General features: G+C 72.0%; 2 pseudogenes. Both read right to left on the reverse strand.

Annotation, left to right across the window (positions count from 1 at the left end):
* Positions 1 to 232: pseudogene (locus CCN44_RS41430) on the reverse strand (serine/threonine protein kinase); the annotation flags it as partial.
* 118 nt (positions 233 to 350) lie between these two features.
* Positions 351 to 632 (reverse strand): annotated as a pseudogene (locus tag CCN44_RS41435) (murein biosynthesis integral membrane protein MurJ); the annotation flags it as partial.
* Between the last annotated feature and the right edge of the window lie 115 nt (positions 633 to 747).

Here is a 747-nt window from a genome sequence, read left to right on the forward strand (position 1 = left end):
ACTCCTCCAGCCGGTAGCGTCTGGCGAGCTTGTGACCGCTGTGCAACTCCGGAGGGGAGGCCTTCCGGCCGGGACCCTCGGCTCCTCCGCTGCCCTGTGCCTCGTCGCTGTCCGTGTCCCGCTCCGGGTTCTTGGCCACCCCGTCGGCCGTGGACTGGTCCGCCTTGGCGGTCAGCGGCTGCTCACCGCTGTTGTCTGCCACGTCGACGGCAGCTGTGCTCCGTTTTGCCACCGTCGTCCCTGCCTCCCCATCCGTTGCACGCTGTCCGACGCCGAAACCAATTGTGCCCACAGTCCGCCGCTATGCACGACACACGGCGGCGGACGATGGTTGTGCGCCTACCCCCGCCTCAACGACCCAGACGCCCGCGCACCATTCCGACGAGCGAGTTGAGTTCCTCGATCCGCATCCGGCGGGCGGCGACGAAGAAGACGCCGAACAGGACGGCTCCGCCGGCGATCAGTGCGGCGAAGGAGCCGACGACGCCCTGGCCGAGGCTGTGCCCGATGCCGTAGCAGGCCGCACCGCTGAGCAGGGCCGCCGGCACCGAAGCGATGCCCAGGCGCGCGTAGGTGCGCAGCACCCGGGACCCGTCCAGGTCCCCGCCCAGCCGCATGCGCAGCCGGCGCCAGGGCGCTCTGCTCCTTCCTGCTGCCGCCGCGCCGGGCGGTCGCCTGCATGGCCGCCGCCTACGGCCTCGCCTACGCGATCGGTGTGGGCGTCGCCTGCCGCCGGCTGGGCATGCG

This window comes from Streptomyces tricolor, assembly GCF_002155905.1.
Lineage (GTDB): Bacteria > Actinomycetota > Actinomycetes > Streptomycetales > Streptomycetaceae > Streptomyces > Streptomyces tricolor.